We start from the raw sequence: 25,899 nt of genomic DNA, 5'->3' as shown, positions 1-25,899 counted from the left end.
ATACTTCATATTAATATTTAGTAAAGTATTAATTACAATTGAAAATAGCAATTTATTTAATTAAATTAGTCGATAAACTACACCTACTACTATGAAAAAAATATTAATTACTTTTCTACTTATTATATCCTCAATACTAGCATACTCACAATACACAATTGATTTTCACTCCAACATACAAAATGGTTGTACACCTGTTATAGTCGCTTTTATAAACACATCTGATTATCCCAATGACGCTAGTTACCTATGGGATTTTGGTAATGGCAAAACATCTGTCGAAAAAAATCCTCAAACCTCATATTCTGCGCCAGGAACTTTCTCAGTCAAACTTACTGTTACCTATAACGAAACAGACAATTACATTATAAAAGAGAATTATATAACAGTATACGAAGAACCTTCAATTGACTTCTCATATTCAAATAACTTTCAGGGATGTGTACCTTTTGACGTTCAATTCGAACCATTATCTCCAAGTATTGAATCAATAACAAATTATAACTGGAGTTTTGGTGATGGATTTATTTCAGAAAGACAATCACCTGAACATGCATATGACATTCAGGGACAATTCTCTGTTACTCTCATCGTTGAAGATAATAATGGTTGCATTGGTTCCATTACTAAAGAAGATTTGATAGAAGCATACCAGCCTAAGCCTAAATTTGGGGTTGATAAATCATATAGTTGTAATGGAAAACTTGATGTTACTTTTAACAATCTATCAGAAAGCATATTGGATTATTCCAGTTTTTGGGAATTTGGAGATAATGTTACATCTACTGTTTCTTCCCCAAATCATACTTATACATCCAAAGGATTATATAATGTATCTTTAATAATAGTTGATTCATTAGGATGTAGTGACTCAATTCTTTTTGATAACCTAATTAAGGTTGATAAAGTAATAGCTTCATTTAATTCTTCTAAAGATACAGTTTGCTTAAATGAATCTTTCTCATTAACAAATACCAGTTCAAACGCTGATTCCTATCAATGGTCTTTTGGAGACGGTACTGCATCGACAGATTTTGAACTAAATAAAAAGTTCAATCAGTATGGTGATATTCCTATAACTCTCTCTGCTCAACTTGGTGATTGTATTTCTGACACAACTAAAGTTATAACTGTAGAATATGTTCTTGCCAATTTCTCACCATTAGACACTTTCCTATGTCAACCCGATCAATACATTGAATATCAAGATCAATCAATCAATGCAATAGAATGGGAATGGAAATTTGGCACCGAGGAAACCTCATCCTCTCAAAACCCTTCTATATTGATTCCTGATTCAGATATTTTAAAAGAGAAGTTTAAAATTAACTATTCCGACACACTTATTGTTACAAGTAAACATGGTTGTAAAAACAAAAAAGTGGCTACCAACAATGTTACCGTTCAAATTCCTGATATTGTTCTACCTGAAGAAGGCTTATCCGGTTGTGCACCTTTAACTATTGAGCTTTCGGCTGAAACAAACTACAATACGCCAAAAGATGAAATTAAATCCTATAGCTGGTATGTTAATAATAATATTGTATCATCCAACTCAAATTACGAACACATACAAAACACCATTGGTAGGCAAGAGATACTTTTTTCTGTAGATACTCAATTAGGATGCATTCATTCTAAAAGCATAACTGTAAGTGCCGGCGAGAAGCTTACACCATCATTTACTATTGAACCCAATAGTTCTATATGTGCCTCTGAATACGCTACCCTGCATGGATCAGTAGAAGAACAAGATAAGAAATATAGTGTATTTTGGGATTTAGGCGATAACAGTGAAATATTACCCGCTGACATTATCTATCATACGTTTGAGGACACCGGTTTTATGGACATTTCCTTTGTTGTTAACAACCTTGGGTGCGAAAGCTCAATTACCAAAAGCAATGCTATATATGTTAAAGGTCCTTATGTAAACATGAATATTATTAAAGACTGTGAAAACCCTTACTCATTCTTATTCGAGGGAGAAATAAAAGGTGCTGAAAATTATTATTGGGATTTTGGTGACGGAAGTGAGTTAGAATATAATATATCAGATCCTTCCCATAACTATAGTACTTCAGGGGATTACATATTAAAAATAAAAGCAGAAAACAATGAAAATACTTGTTCCTTTCAAACACAAAGAACAGTAAGAGCCAGAAACTTACAAGCTAACTTTAAGTCTATAACTGATAAGTACTGCCCTAATACTCCTATCGTATTTGATCCTTCTGCAACCATTGATAATTACACCTTCAAACACAACGACATCACAGCAAAATATTTGTATCTAATAGAAGGTAAGGAATTAATGACAGACACAACTGTCACATATCAATTTAAAAATAAAGGAATCTATGATATAGGCTTGGTTGTCCAAGATGTTAATCAATGTTGGGATACTTTAACAAATAAAATTCAAATTTTTAAACCCGAAGTACAATTCGAAAGTAATTACAAGCTTGGTTGTATGCCCGTTATCTTTAGTTTTACTGATAAAACAATATCAGAAACATCACTCACTAGTTGGCTTTGGGATTTTGGAGATGGAAGTTCTTCTAACCTAACCTCACCTGACCATGAATACAACAGTTTTGGAAATTACAATGTATCCTTAACTGTGGTAGATGACGAAGGTTGTTCCTCTTTTTTAGAGAAAGAGGAAGATATTCAAGCAATATTCCCGGATGCCTCTTTTATAGCTGATGATTCCACCTCATGTCTGATGCAAGAAATTACACTTATGGATAATAGTAATAGTGATATAACATCTTATAAGTGGTATATTAACGAAGAATTCTACTCCGATTTAGCCAAGCCTTTTTTCGTAACAACAGACACAGGCTTCTACAATATTTCACTCGATATAATTGATAGTCATGGATGCACTGCTCATAAAACAAAAAATGAATATATTTACGTACAAAAACCGCCAGAAGTAAATTTTGAATCATCCAGTACATTCTCAGAGTGTTATCCTTTCTTAGTTAAATTTTACGACACTTCCGTAACTGATTACCCTGGATCGTGGTTTTGGAAATTTGATGACGGATCAAATAAATCAATATTACAAAATCCTTCTTTTATTTATTCAAAGCCGGGCAACTATGATGTTACATTAATAAGTTCTACGTCTTACGGATGCAGTGATACCTTAACAGTCAATGATTACATAGAGGTCAAAGGTCCATATGCTACTCCTGTGATACAGGATACAATCTGCGCAAATAGTTCAGTATACATTTCCGCCATTGATACAGTTGACATTTATGAGATTGCATGGGATTTAGGAGATGGAAATCTTATTTACCAAAACGAATTTAATTACACATATAGTAGTTCTGGATATAAATACCCTTCTATTATTTTAAAATCAGATAGTATTGGCACATGTAATGTAATAATCAGAGATACAACATACGCTATCGATTTTAAATCACTCCCATCCCTCAATTTAGTACCTAACTCAGGATGCATTCCTTTAAATATTAATCTTCAAAGCAATTCAACCAATATTGATTCTTTCAAATGGATTTTAAATGATAAAGCTGAATCTTTCTCACAATATTATTCGTTTGAACAAACTGAACCTGGCATTAATACTTATCAATTAATAGTTAATAATAACTTATACAGTTGTATTGATTCAAGCAATGTATTCTCCTATGAGGCTTTTGCTCCTCCAGTTATTCAAACAAGCAGAGATACTTTAATTTGCAAAGGTGATCAAATTATCATTTCAGCCAGCGGAGGTGTCAACTATACATGGTTGCCCAATACATATCTTGACAATAACAAACTTGATGAACCGATTGCACAACCGGACAGCACAACAACCTATAAAGTGTTAGTTGAAGACATTAACCAGTGTACTGCTATTGATTCAGTACTAATTAAAGTACAACAAATTCCAGAAATATCATTATCTGACACTACTATTATAATTGGAGAAAGTGTCGATATACAAATACCGAATACAGGCTTAAACTCTATTAGATGGGAAAATATGCCTGGGCTAGCTTGTTTAGATTGCTTTTATAACACTTTAAAACCATTAGAATCTACTTCATACATTGTATGGATTACAGATACCAACAACTGTTTCTCTGTCGATTACAATCTACCAATTACCGTCTTAAAGAAATACTCGGTTGATGTTCCAACTGCATTTACACCCAATGGAGATGGAATCAATGATGAATTATACATTAAAGGCTGGGGACTAAAGCAATTAATTGAATTTAAAGTATTTAATCGTTTTGGGGAAATGATTTACCAATCAAACAAGTTAGATAAAGGCTGGGATGGCACATACAAAGGCAAACCATTAGCGAATGAAACCTACCTTTATACAATTAAAGTGCTTACTTACAATAATGAGATATTATCCAAATCAGGAGAAATAAAAATCATACGTTAAAAAAGAAACATAAAACTATAACTTAAATCTCTTAAAAAATGAAAAAAACACTCCTAATGATAGTTACATTCTTTCTAGGAGGAATATTCCTAAAAGCTGAAATACAAATCACTTCCAATAGCTATCCACCTTTAATGAATCTCATTGAAGACACAATCTTACTTGAAATATACTCATTTCCAGCTCCTGATGAGATTATATCCTATGTAATTCAACAACAACTTGATCACCATGGAGAGTTCTTATCCGACACAGACATTACAAATAAATATTTGACTGACAATGAGCAAACAATTCTAGTTGGTATCTATTTAGCAGATATGGCTTATTGCTTTACAACTGACGAACAATCAAAAGGTTTAAAATACCTAAATACTATTAATGAAATTGCTAAAAAGATGAGTTTATTCCCATACTTAGAAACAAATATAAAAGATCGTATTATAAGTAACTTGGGCTCTATTGATACGTTAAAGGCAATTTCCAACGAAATGCATGATTTAACTTCGGATTATTTGCTCGATACTGAAAGAATAGATGCTTATATTTATATTACGGCTGGTGGCATTATTGAAAGCTTATACATATTGCTTAATTCTTATGAAATCAAAGAATCCAATAACATTATTAATCAACGAATAGCAGAACAGAAAGCAATCATTGATAATATGAATGAAATGATTAATTATTATTTAGATTTTTATCAACTTAAAACACTTAAAAATAACATTCAACCCATAGTTAATATCTACAGTTCAATTATAGATATAAATTCTAATAATAAAGTGTACCAGCAAAACAATTTGTTGATAATTGGTTCAGATAGTAAGAATCAAATAGATGTTGAACAAATTATTCATTTAAGGAAAGAGGTAAATACATTAAGAAATAAATGGATTAAAAATGAATAAACACATGAAAAACCTACAATATCTTATAATAATCTTAGGAATAACCCTTAGTCATTCATTATATGCACAAAACTGTCGAAATTACGAAAAAAAATGCCCCTCTCCACCAAAAGAATTCAAGGTAAGTTCACTGTCCAAATCATTTTCATTGCGAAAAAAACAAATTGTAAATATAAAGTTAACCTTATATGCAGATCGCACTTATTTCTTTTCGGTAGATGGGAAAAAGTCTTTGGGTGATATTCATTTTCGTATTTTTGAAAATAACGAAAAACGCAGAATACTTTATGACAATGCTGCTACTAATTTTAGCAAAACTAAGATGGTTTACGTAAAATCTACTACGAATTTAATAATCGAAATATCCGCTCCATCCTACTTTAAAGATAGAGTTAGGGAGTGCTCAGGATTACTAGTTGCTTATAAAAGTAATGCAGAATAAATTAGTATTTTAAGTAGAATAAATTATTTATTTAATGGCAAAGACAACTTAAAGGTAGCTCCTTTATTCTCTTCACTATCAATCCATATATCACCTCCAAGGGCATCTATAAAAGCTTTAGAAATAGACAATCCCAAACCTATTCCTTCATACATTTTTGTATAACGTGCATCAGCCTGGAAAAATCGATCGAAGATGACCTTATGAAACTTCTTTAAAATACCGATACCTGTATCTTTTACAAACATATATAAATTGGAATCATCAGTATATGAACCTATTTCAATATATCCAGAGGCAGTAAACTTAATTGCATTATTCAGTAAATTGGATAATACTTGAATTATTTTATCTCTATCTGATTCCAACATAAAATCTTCAGGCAAAGAAATATTTATTTTCAAAAGAAGCCCCTTATCAATAATTCGCTGCTTAAAGATTGAAACCACTTCATCTATTACTTCAATCATGTTGATTGTAGATAGATTTAATTCAATTGGAGCCCCTGATTCTATTTTTGATATATTGACAAGATCATTAATTAATGCTAACATTCTTTCCCCTGAATTTTGAATTATATCAATATAAATGTTAGTACTTTCAATATCATCAATATTTTCTTTAATTATTTGTGTAAAACCCAATATTCCATTTAATGGGGTTCTTATTTCGTGAGATAAATTTTGTAAAAAAATAGTTTTAAGAGAATCACTTCTTTCAGCTTCATTTTTAGCTTTTTTAAGAGACTGAGTTCTTTCTTCGACTCTCTGTTCTAGGGATTCTTTTAACTTACGATGATTCTCTATATTGTGTTTAATTAAAAGATGGTTTCTAACTCTCATTAAAAGTTCGCCACTGTCAAATGGTTTCGACACAAAATCCTGAGCTCCAATTTTAAAACCATATCTAATATTTTTTTTATCATTATGTGCAGATAAAAAAATAATAGGTAAGTTATCAAAACCTGTATCTTTTCTTATTCTTTTACACACCTCATAACCATCAATATCAGGCATCTCTATATCTAATAAAAGTAAATCAAAGTTCTGGTCATCCAACCAGTTTAATGCCCCTTCGCCATCAGTGGCAAATTCAATTTGATTATATTCTTCTTTAAGGATATTGGCAAGTACTTGTATATTTCTATGATTATCATCAACAATTAAAATTCGACTATTGTGTACTGATTCAGTTAAAATAGTATTCATATCTAAATCTCCTATTCGATTAGTTTCTGAGTGATGTTTTCATAAGCCTTCAAAAGGCTAATAATTTTTTCAATATCAAAACTATTAGCTGAACTCTCCAGATCCTCTCCCAACATTGTTAATTCCTCGTAATTATGAATTTTTCCCGTTTCTTTTAGATCGATTCCAAATTTTCTTATTTCATCTATAGGCTGCCTTAACTTAAATGATTCGTAACGTTTAGAGAAATCTTTTCTTAAAATCTCAAGTAATACCTCCTTCTTCTCTATTTTATTATCAGTTTTGTTTTGCACCAATTCTTTAACTTCATTTACCTTTTGCTTAAAAGGTAAATGTTTAATTAAAGCAATATATAAGTCCTGAAGAGTAAGCGGTTTAAATAATAACCCTGTAAAATCTCCAACTTTAATCATTTTTTCTTGTTCTAACATTACAGATGCAGAATAAGCATAAACGGGTGTATTTTTAAATCTATCATCCTTTTTAATTTCTTTATTTAATACATGTCCATCAATGCCAGGCATCCTAATATCTATAATAAATAGGTCTGGGGTATGAAATTTTAGAAGAGTCATTGCTTTAGAAGCGCTTTCAGCCTCAATTACTTCAATCTTAGAATCATCTAATGCATCTTTTATAAACTGACGATTCTCATCAATATCATCAACCAACATTATGGTTGCTGCTTCAAATTCAACATGAAGAGGATTAACAGGTTCATTAATTTTTGAAGGAGTATATAGTTTTTGGGGTATGTTTTTAAATGTAACTCGAAAAACACTTCCCTTTCCTAATTCAGATTCAAGTTCTATTTCGCCCCCCATCAAATCGACTAACTGTTTACAAATTGCTAACCCTAAACCAGTACCTCCTTTTGAATGAAAATCCTTTAATTGTATAAACGACTTAAAGATATTATCGACAAACTCAGGTGGAATGCCAATACCGGTATCACTTATTTCGATAAACAAATCAACAAGATTCTTATTGCTACTGATTGGTTTTTTACTGTTTTTCACCATCACGATAAGAGAAACAGAGCCATTATCTGTGAACTTAATTGAATTTCCCAGAAGATTAATAATGATTTGTCGTAACCTTGAGCTATCAATAAGTACTGAAATCCCTGATGGTGCATTTATATCAATATCTAATTCTAATCCTTTCTCTTGGGCTGCTAATGAAAATATCCTTTCAAACTCTTTAAAAAACAATGTAAGCTCAACATAATCTGGTACTAGTTCTATTTTCCCAGCCTCAACCTTTGACAAATCGAGTATATCATTAATAAGATTCAACAACGAATTGCCACTTGTAATTATAGAATTTAAAAACCGCTTTTGTTTTTTATCTTCAACACTAATTGACAGCAAATTAGAATAGCCCAGTATCGCATTCATTGGTGTACGAATTTCATGACTCATATTAGCTAGAAATTCACTCTTCGCATTATTGGCTCTAAAAGCCTCTTCTTGAGCCCTTAAAAGGTTTTTTTCATATTCTTTCTGTTCTGTTATATCTCTGGCTGCAGCATAGATGGATTCATTTAATGATGCCGCATGCCAATCTAAATATCGATATTCGCCCTTTTTGTTTCTAAATCTTGATATATGATTCCTAACCTCCTCCTTATCTGACAATTGCCGCAAAGCCTGTTTGGTCATATCTAAATCGTCCTCGTGTATAAATTCCAACACATTGTGACCTTCCAACTCAGTATATGCGTATCCTAATTGCCTAATCCAAGCATTATTAATCTTAACGAATACCCCTGAAATTTTTCCTATACATAAGAAGTCTAGAGTAAGGCTAAAAAAACTTTCCAATTCTTCTGTTTTAGTTAGCAAGGCATCTTCAATCTGCGATCGTATGTCTATTTCTTCTGTTAGTTTATTATTTAATTCTGTAAGCTGTTTCGTTCTTTCATTGACTTTATCCTCTAGACTTTCATTTAATTTCAATATTAACTGCTCATATTCTTTCCTTTTAGTTACATCCTGCTTTATTGCCATGTAATTTAGAACATCTCCCTGAGTATTTTTAATAGGAGTAATAGTCATATGTTCCCATAGCAATTTTCCTTCTTTGGTTTTATTTTGAATTTCTCCAGTCCAAGACTCTCCAGATAATATTGTCTTATATAATCTTTCATAGTATTCTTTCTTGTGAATTCCAGATTTAAGCAAACGAGGATTGCTGCCTATTAATTCATCACGACTATAACCCGTTTTATGAATAAATGCATTATTCACGTAGGATATGTTAAAATCTAAATCTGTAATCTCAACAGAAACAGGACTTTGCTCTACAGCTAAACTAAGTTTTTGAATTTCATATTCTTTCTCTACGCGATCTGTTACATCTCTTACAAACCGTATAGCTTTCTTTTTCATATAAGGGACCGTTCTTACTTCAAGGTGCATAACTTTACCCTTAATAACAGGTGAAAACTCATGCTTTACCAACTGCTGATACTGAATACACTCCCTAATTTTGTCTATATTTAATTGACCATTTTCTTCACCAAAAACATCTTTTAAATTAGTTCCAATAAATTTGCTCTTAGGTTGTATAAAACCTGAGGGGTCTGATGTATATGCTTCTAAAAACACTCCATCAAAATTATGCACAAAGATCTTATCAGGTATGGAATTAATAATGGATTTAAGTTTCTCATTTTGCTGTAGGAGTTTCTTTTCTGCTATTTTCTTTTCAGTTATATCAATTAAAACACCTGAAACTTCAACTAACTTACCTTCTTCATACTGCCCTTCTAAGTCTGATTGCATCCACCTAATCTTATCATCCGAACCAACACATCTCAGATTCATTGATTTACGCTTCATTAATACATTATTCCAATTAACTCCATCAAATAGGTAAACATCATCGTGATGAACATTTCCAAAAATATCTATCACATTCTCTATTTTTTTGTAATCAGATAATTGAAGAAGATTAATGAAATTTTTAGAACAGCTAAATTCTCCTGATTGCAGATTTTTCATCCAACTACCCATATTGGCAGTAACCTGTGAAAAATTTAATCTTTCTTCACTTATTTTGATTTGCTCTAAAGCCTTCTTTTTTTCTGTTATGTCGTTAACAACAACCAGTCTCGCACTTGGCCCTTCTAATTGAAATGGATGTGAATAGGTATCTACAATTATTTCACAGCCATTTTTTAAACGATGCCTCCTAGCAGTCGTTTGATAGTTCATTGTGTTCTTTGATAATTCAATATCCTCTTTAATCGTTAAATATTGATCTTTAGGTAATAAATCTTCAAATGCAAGTTCAAGAAAAGTACTCTTTTTATATCCATACTTTCTACATGCTGTGTCGTTAACATTTAAAAATTTCAATGTTTTTTGATCATAAATAAACATAGGAAATGGGTTCTGATCAAATATTAACCGATACAACAATTCGCTTTTTTGCTTTTTCTCTTCTCCTACTATTCTTTCTGTATAATCATGAACATTACCATATATAATTTTAACCTTACCATTTTCTCTTCTGGTTTTACCAATAACATTAAACCACTTTCTTGATAAGTTATTGGTATTGTATTCAAGCTTTATAGAAAAATCAGGTTCGCCGTCCAATACATCTTCAATTTTTGAAAGAAGTAGATTCCTATATTTATCACTAAATAAACTTACAAACTCATCAAGATTAGATAGTGTTTTTTGATTTTTATCCAATTCAAGGATTTGATACAATCCGTTAGTTACCGATAGTCTATTATTTTCAGCATTAAAGAACCATCCGCCAACTTTCGTTACATTTTCAGTCAGCTCTTGTAAATTATTCTGATACTGCAACTTCATTAAAGTATCCTTGTGCTTTTCTATTTCTGTCTTTAACAACTTGGTTTTCTTGTCAACACTATTCCTAAGAAGATATATTGTAAGAGCACTACCAAAAACTATTACTATAGCTAAAACTATAAGAATAATTTTAAGAATTTCTTGATAACTTAATGGGGAGGTATTATTAATACTAAACCACTTATTGTGTATTTGATTATACTGACCATTGTCAACAATCTTTAGTAAGCCTTTATTTAACTTTTCTAATAAAATTAAATCTCCTTTATTCACTGCAAAACAGAAATCCCCGTAATAATTGGGCAAACTAAACTTTACAGGTTCAATATTTTTTAGCTGTAATTGATCCAATATTTTCAATCCAACAATCCGTTGAGCTATAACAGCATCATATTTTCCACTATCTAAAACCCTAAATGCTTCTTGATGTGATACGGTTGTGACTATATTATCTGTCAAGTTTTCTCGAAGCAAATATTCATGTCCGTTGTCCTTTTCCATTACTAAAAGATGCTTTCCCTCTATATCATCAAATTGACGAATGCTCGCTTCATTACTTCTAACAAAGGCAGTTCCTGTCATCGAATAATAAGGATTGGAAAAATCAAATCGATCTTCTCTATCCGGGGTTTTTGCCATAATTGGAATAGCATCCACGATTCCATTTTGTAGATCCTCCAAATTATCCGACCAAATACCCAACTCAATTTCTACATCCAAATCAACAGCCTTTGCAGCTGCTTTAAACAATTCAATAGAAAAGCCATCGGGTTTACCGTTCTCATTTACAAATGAAAATGGCAAATAATTGGTCTCAGCAGCAATTACAATCTTTTGAGTATGGTTTGTTTTTTTCTTTTCAATAATGTTTAGTTGTGCATAACTACTGGATATGAGCAGATACAAAAAAATAATAACCTTAAGTAATCTTTTATAAGTAAACATTGAGCTCTATTTCTGTCAGTTATAGTTAACTAGATATAAGGTAATAAAAATACCCCACTTTCAAAAAAAACCTAATAATTACTGATTAACAACATCTTAATTAGATATTAATTAAACCTGAGAAAGAATTATTTGTTCACTAAATGAATAGAATTGCTCTTTATTCCATTTAAAGAATTTTGTACTCTAAAAGTATAACTGATACAAAGCTAGATGTAACTTTACAATCGAATTTTATTAATCATTATTCATTCGCAATTTAGTTGTAAAATAATTAGAAAAAGGAAGGACTTAGCTTTATAAAAACATTCAACAGTGTTACTAACCTATGTATGAATCCCTCCTATTTAATTCTGATTCCGAACTTTACCTTATGAGATAATCACACTGAATTAATTATTACTGATCTGCTCCCTTAATTCATCTATTAATAGTGGAAATCTTTTTAAGATAATGATTATACGATCGATATTATATTGTTCTGCGTAATCAAGAATTTCTTGCCCATAAGATTTTAGACTACTAGCATTATATTTGCTCCCTATTGAAAAAATGAGAGAAATCTAGCACTATTTTACAATCAAATATCTATTGATGTATACATATATAAGTTGATTGAAATAAAAATGAAGAAGTAATTATGATTTCATCTAATAATTATGAGATTAAGAGTTAAATTAAAAATGATCAATTTAATGATTTTAATACTAAAGTGTTTTCTATTTTATTGTCAATTATTTTTTCATAAATTTGTTGACAAAATATTGAAAGAGACTTTAAAGAGACCCATTATTTTAAACGCTTATTAGTTTATTGATAATAAACAACATAACAAATTATTCATGATCCTGTCGGGATCACAATAAAGCCTGTAAATCGAATGATTTACAGGCTTTATTATTTTATCACACCATATTCCTTTGCCAATCTCTATTCGTTAAATAACAGAATACCAAATCATTGATTTTCTCTATATTCCGAAGGGCTGATATTATTTTCTGCTTTAAAGACTCGATTAAAATGACTTTGATTATTAAACCCTACTTTGTATGCTATCTCACCAATGTTCATATCAGTTTCACTTAGTAATCGTTTCGCCTCATTTATTCTAATTCGATTGATATAGCTTTTAAAATTACAATTGAATCGATTATTGATAAGATTGGTAATTTTTCGTTGACTAACACCTGTTTTTTCTGCTACTACATCCAGGTTTAAATCATTATCATGAAAGTGTAGATTTATAAACCCCAGACAAATATCATCTTCCACAGCATTCTCTTTTTTTAATTCAACCGGCTGATAAGTAACTGTTACCGAGTCTCCCTTTTTGTTTATATAAAGACGTATATAAAAGAAAACAAACAACGATACAATTAATACAATATAAACAATAGCCAGAAGCGTAAAAAGCCGTGAATTATCCCTTGTAAAAGCGATTGTGTAAATTTCTATGGTTTTATCCGTGTTGATATCTGGTGAATAAGCAGAACCTATATTTAAATGCATAATCCTTGAAAAATCCGGCTCATCATTCTCTGAATCCGTTATCTGGTATAAATCTTCCCACCAGTCGGGATGTTGAAGCTGACTTTTAGAAATATGATAAATTTCTTTAACATCTGATATATTTAAATAGGAATGAAAAAGATTCTCCCCTTCTTCATCAGCATCATTCAACACTCCATAAACTCCTACACCTAATCGCTTAATATTTTCCCCTAATACACACAAGCTAATCTGGTTATATTCGGATGCATCAATGGACTTACCATCTTTGCGAGAAATACTAAAGCCAGCATAAGGACTAAAAAATCCTTCTTTCAGTCTAAAATGAAATAATAAGGTAGAATCAGAGATAGTAAGTTCAATAATCTCAGATGCTCCCTGATTGACTTTATCGGTATATCCTCCAAAAGTATATTCTTCCTCGCTTGGAAAGATCACAAGATCTTTAATACTTGAAAAATAACTTATTACTACAATCAGAATCACAGTTAAGCCTACAAATATACCTATGAAATATTTTGAGAGTAAGATATTTAATAACGATCGTTCCGTCATTTCTAGTTCCTTGCATTTTAGTTAAAACAAATATAAAGAATAAAAACACTACCGAAACTGAATTATTTGCAACATGCGTAATATATCAATACTGAATACATATCTATTTTAGGATTCAATTTATTCCATTAAAAAAGGGGCCATTAGGCCCCCTCTCTAACTAAAATAAAATATCAATTATCTTTTAAAGACTTTAAATAATTTAGTGTCTCCATCAGATTCTACTTTTACAATGTACATTCCTTTTTGGTCAATTGAAATGATCTCACGTTGAGTGTTTGATTTCACCTGCTTAACTAATCTACCAGCTAAATCATAAACAGTTATTAAAGAAGTTTGACCTTCCATTTCTACTGTAAACTCACCAGTTGATACTGTTGGATAAACTTTTATTCCTCCTTCAGTAGATGAACCAATACCAGTTGCTGTATCAAACTCTATTGTGTAAGTATTGGTTGTTTCACCGTCAGCAGCAGTAACCACAACCGTTGCAGTTCCAGGAATTGCTGAAGGACCATTAACCTCATAAGTTGCATTTGCTTCCTTGGTTGTAGCTACAATTACCGGAGTTACCCCTTCTTCAACTGTAACCATATAGTTAAAAGTAGCAGAATGGAAACCTTCAATAGTCACTCCATTAACAGTTAAATCACTTAAGGTTGCATCGTTTCCGGCATATGCTTTTGGTCCAGCGATAGAGTTTTCAAGAATAGTAGCATCATCCATTACACCAGCATAGATATTAAACTCTTCAATCGAACCAATCCAGGTATTATCATTTGGGTAAACAGATTTGAACAAATAGGCTACCTCGTTACTTAAATATTCAACTCTGTTATTTTCATTTAAAGCAACCGGATCACCTGCTATCGATCCATCAACATAAAAATACAAAGCATCCTTAGTAATAATTGCTACCAAATGATGTAAAGCACCTGTTAGGTCAGCATCCAGATCAGTACCAGTAACACCACTTTCATTCTCCCATGGATTTTCAGTAACCGTTGCACTAATAGCCGCTCTACTTTTAGCCGAAGTAAAGAAATAGTCGTATCCATATCCATCAGATCGGCCAAATGCAGAGATCATTGTATTTGAATTTGTATTGGCTCCTTCTGTATTAGCTCTTATAAAATGTTCAAACGTAACACTTGTGTATGTATTAATAGCTATATCTCCTGCAGGTAACTCAATATACTCCCCTAATTGGCTGGCTGTAAAAACACCTTGGTCAATAGCTCCTCCGTACACAACACCATCAGCACCGCTCACTTCGTCTTTTGCTGTACCATCAAGGAATGTATAAGAATGCATTAAGGCAAAATCTTCACTGTATAATACATAACTAATAACGTAATCACGTGTTTGCCCTCCATTGGTTACGGTAACAGTAACACTACCTTCTCCTTCAGCTGCCACATCAATTGTACCTGCTCCAGCAACTGTTGCACTAACATGCTGAGCTATAGCCTCAACGGTAAACTGAGCAGTTCCTTCTGGTAATACAACACGATACTCAGTAACAGTAGCATCAAAAGAAGGTATTAAAGCATTGTCAAGAACACTTAACGACTCTAAATAAGTATTGTATTGAACATCTATCTGATCCGGTGTTACAATTGACCAATAAGCCATTTCATTTCCATCCCATTTATCTGAGTAAACTCCACCAAACAGGTTAGAATTATTGGTTCCCATAAATACATTTTCAAATTCATTGGCACGAGCCACTGAAACGATCTGGAAACGTCCCTGTTCAAATTCATTCAACTCAAAACGACAGCTATCTTCCTCTACCATTATAGTAGGCTGCATTATCATATCCCATACCTGATCTCCGTTCTTTGGAGCTAATCTTAGGTAATTACCATTTTTGTTTTGGATATAATACTGACCTGCTACATCAGTTGATACAAACTGAAATAATTGAGTAGGTTCATTATAAGGCTCATAGATTTTAATCATATTATACTCTTCGCCACTTTCACCTACAACATAGCCCGAAGCTTCGTGCTGAAGGTAATAATCAACTCCGGTTGTTATTTCTGTTGCGTAAATAGTTACATTATAATCCATTTCACTGTTTGCATCTTCCGACACAACATGAATGGTAGCTGATCCAACACCGTCAGTAAGGTTAATTACGCCGTCACCTGTTACAGTAGCTCCAGACCCAAAAGGCACACCGGTAATCTCAACTAAAGTTGCACCGTAATCAGCTCTGATATTGTAAGAAGTTGAATCAGGATTAAAGTCACCTATTAAAGTACCACCTGTAACCTCTATATCAGATAAACGCTCAGATGTTTTTTCAGGATACTGATAAACATCCACATAATAATACTTTTCATCTCCACTTAAAGCAGTAACATAAATGGTTAGATTCTCTCCATCCTCGGTAAAAGTGACCACTCCATCATCTCCAACAACTGTTCCATCGTACGTATAAATGGTATAGCTTGCCACATCAGCAGCCGTTTCAACACTAATAACTGTTGTTGTATCTCCATAAGGCACATATACAGTATAATCTAGTTCAGCAGGATCAAACGTTGGTGTCAGATCACCTGGTGTACATGAAATAGAGGCTAAATCTGCATTAAGATAGTCTTCTCCAACATATGTAACCCAACGACTCTCTATTGTAGTCTGATCCATTGCTCCATCGTAAATATTAAACTCATCCACTGATCCATTATAGTTTGGATCATTCCAACCATCAACACCTCTAAAGAAATTGGCTACATCGGTACCAATGGTACCGATAAAATCGGCCCCTTCTGTTGATGTTTGAGCTAATAAGGCTCCATCGAGGTAATACGACAACTCAGTACCTGTCAGCACCACAACAACATGATGCATTTTACCATCATCCAACTCCACTTCTGGAACGGCGGCTGTTATTGTTGTCGATGTATTATTTGTCTCTGCTCTTGATTCATTGCCCGAACGTGATGGCTGATACCAAAAACAACCATTCCCCGGCGTGGATGTACCAAAATAACCTAGCATAGTAAAACTACCATTCTCATTATCACCGGCAACAAGAAACGCCTCAAATGTAATAGCAGTATAAGTATTCAGCGCTAAAGCAGTTCCATCTAATGAGATCCACCCATGATTATTGGCAGTAGCTCCAGAAACAGTACACATACCATCAGCAATAGAAATACGATCACCTCCCAGGGTTCCATCTAAATCCCCTGTCTGATCAAAAACAGTACTTCCTTCAAAAGTACCATCTTCAAAGGTATATGAGTGCATTAATGTTTGCCCGGTTAAGGATGCGGTTGAAACAGTTGCCAGCACAATAAAAATATACCAGAATTTTAAAAGTAGAAATCTTTTTTTCATAGTAACTTAATTAATAATTAGAGATATAAATTGTTAATTTGTGTTGCACAATTTATTAGTATTAGTTTCTTTACTTTGTTACTTTTTCGGCACAATCGTAAAATAATTCGTCAGAAATAAACCTACCTAAAGATAACTCACAGCAACATAACTCACCCCAATATACAAATATTCTACCCTTTAGCACTAATATATCAACAATAAATTTAAGTTCTAGTCTGAACAAAAAGTGTTAAAAAAATCACGAACCCATTTTAATTTCTTATATGTAGATGTATAAATATGATTGGTGATATTTTTTATATTTTTTATATTTTTTATATTTTTTATTTATATACTCTTTTCTAAATAATAAAAAAGAAGAGGTCTAACAGACCTCTTCCTAAATTCAACTTCAAAATATTCCATCTATTAATTATCTCTTGAAAACCTTAAATAATTTAGTTTCATCGTCTGAGTGAACTTTAACAATATACATACCTTTTTGATTCAGTGAAATAATTTCTCTTTGCGAATTGGTTTTAACTTGTTTCACTAATCTACCAGCTAAATCGTATACCGTAATCATAGAAGTTTGTCCTTCCATTTCAACCGTAAACTCACCTGTTGAAACTGTAGGATAAACCTTAATTGCACTTTCTTTAACAGGTTTTTCTACTCCGGTTGCAATCTCAAAATTGATTGTATAAGTATTGGTTGTGGTTCCATCTAAAGCAGTAACCAAAACAGTACCCACACCAGGAATTGCATCCGGTGGTGTAATGGTTGTTATTTCAGCTCCATCTACTTTAACAACTCCATCAATTACTGGCACTGTTCCATCTTCCAATGCAACCGTATATTCCAAATTGGCCGAATGGAATCCTTCGATAGTATCACCATCCAATCTTAATGTACTTAAAGTGGCATCCATAGTATTATCTTCTTCAGGTAAGTTCTGTGCTCTGTTAAGAATGGTAATATCATCCATTTCTCCGGAATATACATTAAACTCGTATACAGAACCTAACCAAACAGGATCAGCTGCATAACCACTATAGCAAATCCATGCATTTTCGTTACTCAATCCGTAAATACTATAATCAGCCGGAAGAGCTGTTTTACCAATAGCTGCTCCATTAATGTATAATGAAATTGAATCATTGGTTAAGGTAGTTACATAATGGTAAATTCCGTCTTCCGCTGCCTCTCCTGCTGTCTCTGATCTATACTGTCCACTCCCTTGATCAACTGTAGCTCTAGTATAATCAGCTTCATTTTGCACTGAAACCCAATAGGTATTGCTTCCTGATAAACCACCCCAATAGGTAAGCATTGTATTACCTGTATTGTTACCAGCCTTCACATATGCTTCCATGGTGATAGATGGGAAAGAATTGATAGCAATATCTTCGGCTGGTAAAGTAACATATCCAGTTGGGTCACTTACAAACATACCATTTTCGATAAATCCACCAGTTACAAACCCATTTGCTCCACTAATTGTATCACGTGCTGTACCATCGGTAAATGTATAAGAATGCATTAGCGTTAATTCTGTATCAAGCAGATAATGTATTACATAGTCTCTCGAATACAAATCATCAGCTGATGTAACAGTCAATATTATTGAACCCGCTCCATCTGAAACATTAATATCACCCACTCCGGAAATTTTTGCAGTTGCATCAGCAGTAGTTGCAGCCACATTTATGGTTGTAGTTCCAACAGGCAATGTTATCCGGTATTCAGTTGCAGTTGAGACAAATCCTTGGATCATCTCATCATCAATCATTAAAGAAGATAATTCAAGATTAGCTCTATCGAATGAAACTTCATAGGTACCACCGGTTATTAAACCATGGTGTGCATCTGCGGCCATATCCACCGCTTGTGAGCTATTTTGCAGGTCGAAACTATAATATGCCAACAAACCAGTTTCATCGCCATTTAAGGCATCGTATTTATTAGCACTTAATATCTCAGGTGAAATTGAATCATTCCAGATTTTAACTTCATCTACTAATCCACTAAATGTGCGAGACCAATAGCCATCCCATGCTCCTATATAAGTTTTTTCCTGTGTCCAGTCAACTGGTGTAAAGTTGGCTGCTTCGTTATATTCAACACCATCTAAAATAAGAGTTCTTGAGTTTTCAGTTACAATAGCTGCCACATGATGCCACCCCTCTGTAATTTCATGTGTTACGGTTGGTCCTGCATACTGATCACCATTTCCGGTAGCATTCAATCGCATGGCATCATAATCTCTCTGCCATCCCACATAACTCATTCCGTTAACTGTATTACTACCATTCATTATCATTCCAGCATAATCCGATTGTGGAACTGCACTTGGCTTGAACCACATTTCCATGGTATAAGGTAAGGTTGTTAAATTCAAACCTGAGATATCAACATTACTTGTCTGACCATCATTACCATCGAGATTAAGAGCATAGTTAAGACCATCAGCTTCGGTGAAAGAAACATTATATGTTCTTGTTGCACCACCTGTTTCAGCTACTGTAGTAAGTGAGATAGATCCTGTACCACCTGTTATAGTAACCGTTCCATTACCTGTTACTGTAGTTGCAGAATAAAAAGGAATTCCAGCAACATCAACTGATGCTGTTCCATTTGGTACGATAACACTATAATCCAGAACATCAGGATCAAATACAGGATCTAAGGCTGATACTGAAAGTTCAATATCCTGTAAACGATCATCATAAGTACCCTCATCAACATAAATAGATACATAATATTTGGTTGATGTACCACTTAATGCAAAAACTTCAATAACAATATCAATTCCATTTTCATCAAAGGTTACAATGTCATCTGTAAACTCATCGCCCGACGTACCTTCATATACTGTATAGGTTGCTACATCTGCCGCTGTAACAATATCAAATTCAACCTGGGTTGTTGCATACGGTACATTCAGGTAATTATCAAATACTGCAGGGTCAAAAGGATCCTCAAACTCTCCGGGAGTAGCCGATAAACTAGCCAGACTTGAATTTATATAATCATCACCTACGTAATCTACCCAACGGCTTTCGATAGTAGTCTGATCCATTGCTCCGTCATAGATATTAAACTCATCAACAGATCCATTATAATTAGGGTCATTCCAACCATCAACACCTCTAAAGAAGTTGGCTACATCGGTACCAATGGTGCTAATATAATCGGCTCCTTCGGTTGACACCTGACTCAATAAAGCTCCATCGAGGTAATACGATAACTCAGTACCAGTTAATACCACAACAACATGATGCATTTTACCGTCATCTAATTCCACTTCTCCAGCAGCTGCTGTGATTGTAGCAGTTCCATTATCTGTTTCTGCTCTTGATTCATTACCCGAACGTGTTGGCTGATACCAAAAACAATTATCTCCTGGTGTAGTTCCACCAAAATAACCTAACATTGTAAACACACCATTATTCTCATTATCACCGGCAACAAGAAATGCCTCAAATGTAATAGAAGAATAAGAGTTAAGAGCTAATGCGGTTCCATCTACAGACATCCATCCATGATTATTGGCAGTAGCCCCTGCAACAGTACACATACCATCTGCAATGGAGATTCTATCGCCACCTAAAGTTCCATCTAAATCTCCTGTTTGATCATAAACAGTAGTTCCTTCAAAGGTACCATCTTCAAAGGTATATGAGTGCATTAATGTTTGCCCGGTTAAGGATGCTGTTGAGAAAATTCCCAGCACCATTAAAACACTCCAGAATTTTAAAAGTAAAAATCCTTTTTTCATAATAACTTAAATTAAAAATTAGAGATTTAAAAAGTTAAAAAAAATATTTGTTTTTATCTTGAATTATCGCTATAAAATCACTTGTAAGTTTAAACAAACACTAACTCAATGTTACTTTTTTTAACATTCTTACACTTTAACAAATTCGATTTAAAATGTCACTTATTTTAAAACAGCACAAAAGAAAGGGGCTACCTAAATTAGATAGCCCCTCGATATCATTTACATAAATCCCTATTGTTTAAACACCTTAAACAATTTTGTTTTTCCTTCGCAATCAACTTTTACAATGTACATTCCTTTTTGATCGATGGTAATTACTTCGCGTTGCGCTTTTGTTATAATTTGTTTAACTAATCTTCCCGCAAGGTCATAAACTCCAATAACCGAAGACTGACCTTCCATTTCAACTGTAAATTGGCCAGTAGAAACAGTTGGATAAACTTTTATTGCACCTTCTTTTGGTGAACCAATACCAGTTGGGGTATCAAACTCAATGGTATAAGTAGCTGTTGTTTCTCCATCGGCAGCAGTAACCACAACTGTTGCAGTTCCAGGAATTGCTGAAGGACCATTAACCTCATAAGTTGCATTTACTTCCTTGGTTGTAGCTGCAATTACCGGAGTTACCCCTTCTTCAACTGTAACTATATAGTTAAAGGTAGCAGAATGGAAATCTTCAATCGTTACCCCATCAATGGTTAAATCACTTAAGGTGGCATCGTTTCCGGCATATTGTTTTGGTCCGCTAGCTAAGTTCTCCAGAATAGTAGCACCGTCCATAACACCTGAATAGATGTTAAATTCTTCAATCGAACCAATCCAGCTATTATCTGCTTCGTAAATTGATTTACACAAGTATGCTGCATCGTTGCTTAAGTAAGCAATTCTGTTATTGTCATTTAACGCAACCGGATCACCTGCTTGCTGACCATCAACATAAAAGAACATTGCCTCATTGGTTATTATTGTTACCAAATGGTGTAAATTACCTGTTAGATCAAGATCCAGATTATCACCGTCAATACCATTTTCATTGCTCCATGGATTTTCAGTAACTGTTGCGCTCATAGCTGCTCTACTTTTTGCCGAAGTATACACATAGTCATATCCGTAGTAATCAGTTCTACCAAACGTGGAAATCATTGTATTTGAATTTGCATTGGCTTCTTCTGTATTAGCTCTAATCCAGTGCTCAAACGTAAGACTTGGATAGGTATTAATAGCTATATCAGCTGCAGGCAACTCAATATACTCACCTAATTCGCTGGTTGTATAAACCCCCTGATCAATGGCTCCTCCATGCACAACACCGTCAGCACCGCTCACTTCGTCTTTTGCTGTACCATCAAGGAAGGTATAAGAATGCATTAAGGCAAAATCCTCGTTGTACACAAGATAGCTAATAACGTAATCGCGTGTTTGCCCTCCATTGGTTACTGTAACCGTAACACTACCTGTTCCTTCAGCTGCAACATCATACGTACCTACTCCGCTAACGGTGGAATTATCATGCATAGCGGAAGCTTCAACTGTAAACTGAGTGGTTTCTGCCGGCAATACCACACGATACTCAGTAACCGTAGCATTAAATGAAGGTATTAAAGCATTGTCAAGAACACTTAACGACTCTAAATATGTATTATATTGAGTTTCTAACTGATTTGGAGTAACAATTGACCACACAGCCAATTCATTTCCATCCCATTTATCTGAGTAAACACCACCAAACAGGTCAGAATTATTGGTTCCCATAAATACATTTTCGAATTCATTGGCACGGGCCACTGAAATAATCTGGAAACGTCCTTGTTCAAATTCGTTCAACTCAAAACGACAGCTATCCTCGTCGGTCATTATTGATGACTGCATAATCATATCCCAAACCTGGTCTCCTTCAGCAGGAGCTAATCTCAGGTAATTTTCGTTTTGATTCTGGATATAATACTGACCATCCACATCGGTTGCAACAAACTTAAACAACTGAGTAGGTTCGTTATAAGGTTCGTATATTTTTATAAGGTTATATTCTTCTTCACTTTCACTCAAAACATAACCCGAAGCTTCGTGCTGTAAATAATAATCAACTCCGGTTGTTACTTCTGTTGCGTAAATAGTTACGTTATAATCCATTTCACTATTGGTATCTTCCGATACAACATGAATGGTAGTCGTTGCTACACCATCAGTAAGGTTAATTTCACCATCGCCTGTTACCGTTGCATTAGCCCCAAAAGGCACACCGGTAATATTAACAGAAGTAGCTCCGTAATCGGCTCTGATATTGTAGGCTGTTGTGTCTGGATTAAAATCACCTATTAAAGTACCACCAACAACCTCTATATCTGATAAACGTTCTGAAGTTTCGGCAGCATAGTGAAGAACCTCCACATAATAATATTTTTCATTTCCACTTAATGCAGTAACATGAATAGTTAAATACTCTCCTGCTTCATCGAAAGTTATTACTCCATCATCTTCTACAACTGATCCATCGTCGGTATAAATCACATAGTTTGAAGCACCTGCAACTGCTTCAGCAGAAACAACAGTTAGGGTATCTCCGTAAGGCACATATACAATATAATCTTGCTCATTAGCATCAAACTCAGGTGTCATATCACCCGGAGCAAATGCAAGAGAGCCTAAATCAGCATTTACATAATCTTCTCCTACATAGTCGATATAATTACTTTCAACTGTAGCGGCATCCATTTCGCCTTCATAAATGTTGAATTGATCAATAACACCCTCCCATGTTGGATCACCCCAATAGGCACGTCCGATGTAGGCATAGGCAGCATCAATTGCATAGGTTTCTGTAAGCTCTTCACCAACCAGAGCTCCATCAGCATACATTGCGATTTTAGTATCGGTCATAATCACAACTACATGATGATACTTACCATCATCGTTACTAGCAACTGTAATTTTAGGATCGGTATTATTTTTATATAGTCTATATTCACCCCAGGTATTTACCCCTGCCATAATACTACTGGCACCTGATTCTCCTCCAAAATAAGTAATCCAGTTCCAGTGATCGGCATTTGCACCCACTGTTGAATTATACATAAACTCAATGGTAATACCCCCAGTATATGCATTTAAATCCATTACAGTACCATCAAAAGATACATAGTCACCGTTGGCTGCTAATACTAATTCGCCACCAGTAACACTGGCAGCACCTTGTAGTGTACCGTTTGCTGAACCTATTTGATCATAAACAGTAGTACCTTCAAAAGTACCATCTTCAAAAGTATACGAATGTTTTAATGTTTGTGAAACACCCGGTAGTGTAATAATGCTAAATAGCATAAGCACACACCACCCTTTAAAAGGTAATTTTTTCATTTTCATAATAACTTGATTAAAATTTGTTGTTCCCTTAAATCTTTTTTATTGCGGATCAAAACTATAATTTTCACTTTATCGAACACAATTTAACCCTAGCATATAATCACATATTTCTTTCATTTTTTCAACATCAAAGTCACCTTTTTCACCAACACCAAACACACAAGAAGCCTTGCATATTAAGTCTTTCGTGTAATTTTACCCCAACCTGTAAACTTGTATTTAAAAATAAATTCAGTTCATTTATGCATGTAATATTTCTGAATTACCAACTGTTTTTGCTGATTATATGACTATAAAAACACCACTTGCCAACACACAATTAACAGATATAAACAATTATTCAAGAAAAAAAAGGCAATCATTTTCTTTGTTTGTTATATAATAAATTTATATTATTGTAACTCAACAACAGGCCAACAACTATGAATTTACCTTTATACTTTACTCATACCTTTTTAAGCAAGAGCCCAAAACCAGAGAAAACAAATCTCGATTGTTTAATCACGAATAGAAAACTTCAAAGTTTAGGTCGTAATTAAATAATTGAAGTAAGAATACTGCAGAAGACACCTCGCAATTACACAATTGAAGCCTTACCGCACAGGTTTCTGGACACAAACAAAAAATTACAGCTAAATAATCCATTTATCAGTTAAACTAAAAACGATTTTTATGAAAAAACTTTCCAGAATTATTAACACAATTCGCGTAGCCGAACTTGCCGACCTGGGAATTGATATTAAGAGCACCCTTGATACAACCGGCATTGAAGACGAAAATCTTAAAACAATTAGTAAACAAATTGAAGTACAGCAGGTAACATTAATTACAGCCATCAATCAGGATAAGGCTAAATCGGATTTAAACACCTTTGATGATAACCGCGATAGCATATACAGTTCAATTCTTCGCCTTACCGAAGGTTATACGCACCATCCGGATGCTCAAATAAGCCAAACAGCTACCCAGGTTTTAGAGATAATGAACAAGTATGGTTATGAATTAACAAAGGCCAATTATTCGGCTCAATCGGCCTTAACCGAATCTTTTTTAAAGGATGTACTACAACCCGAAACCGTTATTAAAACAGAACTTTTACCGGGCGTTAAAAACCTGATTCAAAAACTAAAAAACGAGCAAAAACAGTTTAAACAGGCTGAAAATACCTGGGAGCAGAATCAGAAAGAAAACCAAAATGCTATCAGCGCTTCTGCTGTTAAGAAAGAATTAATACGAATTATTAACAGCACCCTAATCAATTATCTTATAGGAATGGGAGGTGTACAACCAGAAGTATATAACGATTTGATTGAAAGCATGGCTTTGAAGATTGATAGGATTAATGGCGTAATAAAACAACGTAAACAAGATAATTAACCAACTTTATTGATTATGGAATAGCAAGAGATCATTGGTTAAACACTGGTGGTCTCTTTTTTTTCTGGCCTAATTAACTATAGATATATTCACTCTTCTGCCAGCAATACTAAATCTACACCACCATTAAACTGAAGGTTATTACAAGCTCATACATGAAAGAAAGAATAAAATTTTACGTCGAACTCAGCTAAGAAGATTTATGTACATGAAAAA

The 25,899-nt window shown here is 33.6% G+C and carries 10 protein-coding genes; 4 read left to right on the top strand and 6 right to left on the bottom strand.

All coding sequences use genetic code 11. The features are described from left to right. Positions 1–91: 91 nt before the first annotated feature. The 3 genes from KEM10_RS13970 (at position 92) to KEM10_RS13960 (ending at position 5,776) form a co-directional block, all read left to right on the top strand. Positions 92–4,423 carry a PKD domain-containing protein gene (locus KEM10_RS13970; protein WP_212216639.1) on the top strand — a complete coding sequence of 1,444 codons (4,332 nt, stop codon included), beginning with the start codon at positions 92–94 and terminating at the stop codon, positions 4,421–4,423. A gap of 38 nt (positions 4,424–4,461) precedes the next feature. Continuing rightward, on the top strand, positions 4,462–5,334 hold the full coding sequence (locus tag KEM10_RS13965; RefSeq protein ID WP_212216638.1) for a hypothetical protein: 873 nt from the start codon (positions 4,462–4,464) through the stop codon (positions 5,332–5,334). Between the two features lie 148 nt (positions 5,335–5,482). Then, entirely contained in the window at positions 5,483–5,776 is a 294-nt protein-coding gene (locus tag KEM10_RS13960; RefSeq protein ID WP_212216637.1) for a hypothetical protein, read from the top strand. A gap of 23 nt (positions 5,777–5,799) precedes the next feature. Here the strand turns inward: KEM10_RS13960 and KEM10_RS13955 are convergent, their stop codons facing one another. From KEM10_RS13955 to KEM10_RS13930, 6 genes are all read right to left on the bottom strand, one after another. Further along, on the bottom strand, positions 5,800–6,984 hold the full coding sequence (locus KEM10_RS13955; RefSeq protein WP_212216636.1) for an ATP-binding response regulator: 1,185 nt from the start codon (positions 6,982–6,984) through the stop codon (positions 5,800–5,802). 11 nt (positions 6,985–6,995) lie between these two features. Beyond that, positions 6,996–11,762, bottom strand: a complete 4,767-nt coding sequence (locus KEM10_RS13950; RefSeq protein ID WP_212216635.1) for a PAS domain S-box protein — start codon at positions 11,760–11,762, stop codon at positions 6,996–6,998. Between the two features lie 957 nt (positions 11,763–12,719). Next, on the bottom strand, positions 12,720–13,826 hold the full coding sequence (locus KEM10_RS13945; RefSeq protein ID WP_212216634.1) for a helix-turn-helix domain-containing protein: 1,107 nt from the start codon (positions 13,824–13,826) through the stop codon (positions 12,720–12,722). A gap of 177 nt (positions 13,827–14,003) precedes the next feature. Beyond that, positions 14,004–17,180, bottom strand: coding sequence for a cadherin-like beta sandwich domain-containing protein (locus KEM10_RS13940; protein ID WP_212216633.1), 3,177 nt, complete (start codon positions 17,178–17,180; stop codon positions 14,004–14,006). 415 nt (positions 17,181–17,595) lie between these two features. Continuing rightward, on the bottom strand, positions 17,596–20,943 hold the full coding sequence (locus tag KEM10_RS13935; protein ID WP_212216632.1) for a LamG-like jellyroll fold domain-containing protein: 3,348 nt from the start codon (positions 20,941–20,943) through the stop codon (positions 17,596–17,598). A 234-nt stretch (positions 20,944–21,177) separates the two neighbouring features. Next, positions 21,178–24,306 carry a LamG-like jellyroll fold domain-containing protein gene (locus KEM10_RS13930; protein WP_212216631.1) on the bottom strand — a complete coding sequence of 1,043 codons (3,129 nt, stop codon included), beginning with the start codon at positions 24,304–24,306 and terminating at the stop codon, positions 21,178–21,180. A gap of 672 nt (positions 24,307–24,978) precedes the next feature. Here KEM10_RS13930 and KEM10_RS13925 point away from each other — a divergent pair. Beyond that, on the top strand, positions 24,979–25,683 hold the full coding sequence (locus tag KEM10_RS13925) for a DUF6261 family protein (protein WP_212216630.1): 705 nt from the start codon (positions 24,979–24,981) through the stop codon (positions 25,681–25,683). The last annotated feature ends 216 nt before the right edge of the window (positions 25,684–25,899 follow it).

Origin of the sequence: Carboxylicivirga linearis (assembly GCF_018271995.1) — a bacterium.
In the GTDB taxonomy this organism is placed as follows: Bacteria; Bacteroidota; Bacteroidia; order Bacteroidales; family Marinilabiliaceae; genus Carboxylicivirga; species Carboxylicivirga linearis.
The sequence above is the reverse complement of the archived record's forward strand: the minus strand, read 5'-3'. Positions and strand labels throughout refer to the sequence as shown.